The sequence below is a fragment of the Streptomyces filipinensis genome (assembly GCF_014649495.1).
GTDB lineage: Bacteria > Actinomycetota > Actinomycetes > Streptomycetales > Streptomycetaceae > Streptomyces > Streptomyces filipinensis.
Genome location: NZ_BMTD01000082.1, coordinates 1 through 971, shown reverse-complemented (window position 1 = coordinate 971; position 971 = coordinate 1). Strand labels below are relative to the sequence as shown.

1 protein-coding gene is annotated in these 971 nt (G+C 67.6%); it reads right to left on the bottom strand.

What is annotated here, in order from left to right:
* Nucleotides 1-971, bottom strand: a 971-nt coding sequence (locus IE244_RS41560) for a carbamoyl phosphate synthase preATP-grasp domain-containing protein (protein ID WP_444545086.1), incomplete at both ends; no start/stop codon positions are given.

Genomic DNA, 971 nt, shown 5'->3' with positions numbered 1-971 from the left:
AGCACGTCCTCCAGCGTGAGCGGCTCGAAGTACAGCCGGTCGGAGGTGTCGTAGTCCGTGGAGACGGTCTCCGGGTTGCAGTTGACCATCACCGTCTCGTAGCCCGCGTCGCTCAGCGCGAAGGAGGCGTGGACGCAGGAGTAGTCGAACTCGATGCCCTGCCCGATGCGGTTCGGCCCGGAGCCCAGGATGATCACGGCGGGCTTCTCACGCCGCGCGACCTCGGTCTCCTCGTCATACGCGGAGTAGAAGTACGGCGTCCTCGCCGCGAACTCCGCGGCGCAGGTGTCGACCGTCTTGTAGACCGGGCGGATGCCGAGCGCGTGGCGGACCTCGCGGACCACGTCCTCGCGCAGCCCGCGGATCTCGCCGATCTGCTGGTCGGAGAAGCCGTGCCGCTTGGCCTCGGCGAAGAGGTCGGCGGTCAGCTCGGGGGCCTCGGCCAGCTCGTCCGCGATCTCCTTGATCAGGAACAGCTGGTCCACGAACCACGGGTCGATCTTCGTGTACTCGAAGACCTCCTCGGGCGTGGCACCCGCGCGGATGGCCTGCATGACCGTGTTGATCCGGCCGTCGGTGGGGCGTACCGCCTCGCGCAGCAGCGCTTCCTTGTCACCCGCCTCGCCGACGAACGTGAACTGGCTGCCCTTCTTCTCCAGCGAGCGCAGCGCCTTCTGGAACGCCTCGGGGAAGTTCCGGCCGATGGCCATGGCCTCGCCGACCGACTTCATGGTGGTGGTCAGCGTGGAGTCGGCCTGCGGGAACTTCTCGAACGCGAACCGCGGGGCCTTGACGACCACGTAGTCCAGCGTGGGCTCGAAGGAGGCCGGGGTCTCCTGCGTGATGTCGTTCGGGATCTCGTCCAGCGTGTAACCCACGGCCAGCTTCGCCGCGATCTTGGCGATCGGGAAACCCGTCGCCTTCGACGCCAGCGCCGACGAACGCGACACCCGCGGGTTCATCTCGATGAC